This is a genomic window from Flavobacterium sp. (genome assembly GCF_017985075.1).
In the GTDB taxonomy this organism is placed as follows: Bacteria; Bacteroidota; Bacteroidia; order Flavobacteriales; family Flavobacteriaceae; genus Flavobacterium.
Window position 1 is genome coordinate 1 of sequence record NZ_JAGNYF010000107.1, and the last position, 3,358, is coordinate 3,358.

A 3,358-nucleotide genomic window follows, 5' to 3' on the forward strand; every position below is an offset into this window, starting at 1 on the left:
TTTGGAATTTTAAAATAAATAAAATGACAGAAGAAATTAACTTTATTATTGATAGTGCGAAAGAATCTATGAATGGTTCGGTAGCGCATTTAGAAAAAGAATTTTTAAACATTAGAGCTGGAAAAGCATCTCCGCAAATGTTAGGGAGTGTTTTTGTAGACTATTACGGTGCGCAAACGGCATTGGCTCAAGTAGCAAATGTTGTAGCAGCTGACGCAAGAACTTTAACCGTCTCGCCTTGGGAAAAAGCGATGTTGCAACCTATTGAAAAAGCGATAATGATTGCTAATTTAGGGTTAAACCCGATGAATAATGGTGATAATATTATTATTAGTATTCCTGCTTTAACAGAAGATAGAAGACGCGAATTAGTAAAACAAGCTAAAGCAGAAGCTGAAGATGCAAAAGTGGGTATCAGAAATGCCAGAAAAGACGCCAATAGCGACATTAAAAAAGAAGAAAAAGACGGAACATCCGAAGATATTTGTAAAGTTGCGGAGGATTCCGTACAAAAATTAACAGATGCTTTTATTAAGAAAATTGATGAGATTTTCACAGCTAAAGAAGCTGAAATTATGAAAGTATAAAAGTATAAATTTCAAGTCCTAATATCATATTATAAAATAAATAGCCTCAAATGAAAAAAATTATTGCAATTTTAATTATTACACTTTCGATTAATATTTCGTTCGCACAAGGAATTCCTAATAGTATCTTGAAAAGTGAAGTTTTCAAAGATGAATATAAACATTCTTTTATTTCTTTAGTAGAAGATGATGGTAATAATGGAGTTTTTATTGTGAGAAGTTACATGGGAGGTGTGTTTTCTTCCGGAGCTGGATATTACTTTGAACATTACGATTCTAATTTAAAATTAATTAAGGAATACGAATACGAAATGAAACGATCTGAAATTGAAAAATATGGTTCAATTTTAGGTGTAATTATGAATGGAGATCAAGTTAGTTTAATTGATTTTGTATACAATACAAAAGAAAAAGCGTTTGTTTGTTCAGCATTAACATCTAATATTAATACGTTTAATTTTGTTAAAAAAGAACTTTTCAGAATTGCAAACGAGGATGTAATGAAATCTCAATGGTTTGGAGGAAATCAATTTGATGGTGACTCAGGAACTAATTTTATCGTTAACGAAGATAAAACTGCTTTTGCAATTACAATTGATATTAAGGATAAAAATACAGAAACACATAAAGTCTTTTTGTTTGATAACAAGTTGAATAAAAAAATTGACCACGATTTTAAAAGAGACGTAAAAGACAAAAAATTCAAATATGAGAATATTGATGTATCAAAAGACGGCAATAATCTTTATCTATTAGGTAAAGTTTATACTGATGAGAAAAAAAAGAAAAAGGAAGGTGGAAAATATCAATATGAGTTAACCAGAATTAGTAATTCCGGGCAAGTAACACAAGTTTTTGATACCGAAGAACATTTTTCTGGATCATTAAAAACGATTGTTTTTGAAGACAAATTAACCTGCATTGGTTTTTATTCAGACAGAAAAGATTATCGTTTTAAAGGGATTAGTTATTTTGAATTAGACCCAATTACCTTAGCAATTAGAAAATCAAAATACAATCCATTTACCGAGCAATTTATGATTGATAAATACGGAAAGAGTAAAGATAAAGAATTGAAAAATTTATCTTTCAGAGGTATTATGATTACTCAACAAAACGAAATTGTTTTTAACGCAGAAGAATATTATATGACATCGCAATATCATATGATGCCTAGCGGCGGTGGATATTGGACTTACACATATCATTATGACGATATTGTGAGTGCAAAAATAGCAACCGATGGCAATATTATTTGGGCAAGGAATATCAACAAACGTCAGGCAACAAGTGGAGATGATTCTTATATTTCCTATACGTCTACAATTAAAGGAAATGATACTTACTTTTTTATTAATACTGGAGAAAAAGTAAAAAAATTAAGTAACGATAGAATTCAATTTGGGCAAACAAGTACAAAAAAATCAAATCTTAATATGATTAGAATTACACCAGATGGTAATTTTGATTTTCAAGAGATATTAGATGATAAAGACAGCGAAGTGCCATTTATGGTTTCAGACGGTGCCATATCAAAAAATTCAGTATATTTTATTGGCCGAAAAGGCAAGAAAAAGCAAATATTAAAAGTTACATTATAAATAAAAAAGAGATTGTTAATACAATCTCTTTTTTTATGTTACATTTTCACTATCAACGTTTTCAAATACACCTTCATATCTAAAAACTCAAAATCAATAGCGTTTTTAATTTTAGTCGTATCGTGAATTTCTAAATTATATAAAGCGTTTATGGTTGCTTTTGTAAGCATTTGTTTTCTGAAAAATAAGGTTGTGAAAATAAACTCAAAGATTCGAATAATTTGTAATTGCCACTTTTTTATTTCAAATTTTGGTTTTTTTACTTTGTTTGCTGAGGTTCTCGAAGCCAAATTAGCTGCAATACTATCAAATAATTCTTTGTAAGTTACATCATCGGCAACTAAAACAAATCGTTCTCCAGAAATGGTGCTTTTCATTAAAGTCGTCATCGCTTTTACCACATCTTCCACAGCTACAATTCCAAGTTTACCTTGCGTGTAAAATAATTGTCCGTTTTTTATATTTCGAATAAATAAACTGCTGCCTTCTTTTGGAAATCCGTTCCCAAAAATTACACCAGGATTGACAATTACCACATCTAATCCTTCTTGAAACCCTCGCCAAACTTCCATTTCTGCGCCAAACTTTGAAATAGAATAATCGCTTCTTACGGCTTCGTTGTTTCTTTCCGTTTCTTCATTTATAAATAAATTATGTTCCGTTCCGTTTCCTAAAGCCGAAATCGAACTTACATAACACAATTTTTTTACATTAGAAGACAAACAACAATTCACCACATTTGCGGTTCCAACAATATTGTTTTGATATAGTTTTTCTTCATCTTTCGGATTAAAAGAAACCAGCGCCGCACAATGATATACATAAGAAACATTAATAAAAGCAGTTTCAAGAGCAGGAATATCTAAAATATCGGCATTAACCCAATCAATTTTTTCAAATTCCGAAAGCTTGTTTTCATTTTCGAATAATTTTTTAACGTGCAGAAGTCTTTTCTCCGATCTATATATTGCACGAATGGTATTCTCTTCCTGAGAGAGGTGCAATAATAAATGAAAACCAACTAAACCTGTTCCGCCTGTAATTAATATCATTTTGTAAAATTAGTGAAAAATTGAAATAAAAAACCGCTTTTATAAAGCGGTTTACATTCTCTTGGCAATTTTTTCAAAACTTTGTTTTTGCGCTAAAACACCAATTATTAAAATCGTT

At 30.1% G+C, this 3,358-nt stretch carries 3 protein-coding genes; 2 read left to right on the forward strand and 1 reads right to left on the reverse strand.

What is annotated here, in order from left to right:
- The first annotated feature begins 23 nt into the window (after positions 1-23).
- Entirely contained in the window at positions 24-587 is a 564-nt protein-coding gene (frr, locus tag KA468_RS10975) for a ribosome recycling factor (protein ID WP_291242974.1), read from the forward strand.
- 50 nt (positions 588-637) lie between these two features.
- Positions 638-2,188, forward strand: coding sequence for a hypothetical protein (locus tag KA468_RS10980; RefSeq protein WP_291242972.1), 1,551 nt, complete (start codon positions 638-640; stop codon positions 2,186-2,188).
- A gap of 38 nt (positions 2,189-2,226) precedes the next feature.
- Here KA468_RS10980 and KA468_RS10985 read toward each other — a convergent pair whose 3' ends face one another.
- The gene (locus tag KA468_RS10985; protein WP_291242973.1) at positions 2,227-3,240 is read right to left on the reverse strand and encodes an NAD-dependent epimerase/dehydratase family protein; all 1,014 of its coding nucleotides are present in this window, start codon (positions 3,238-3,240) and stop codon (positions 2,227-2,229) included.
- Positions 3,241-3,358: the final 118 nt, after the last annotated feature.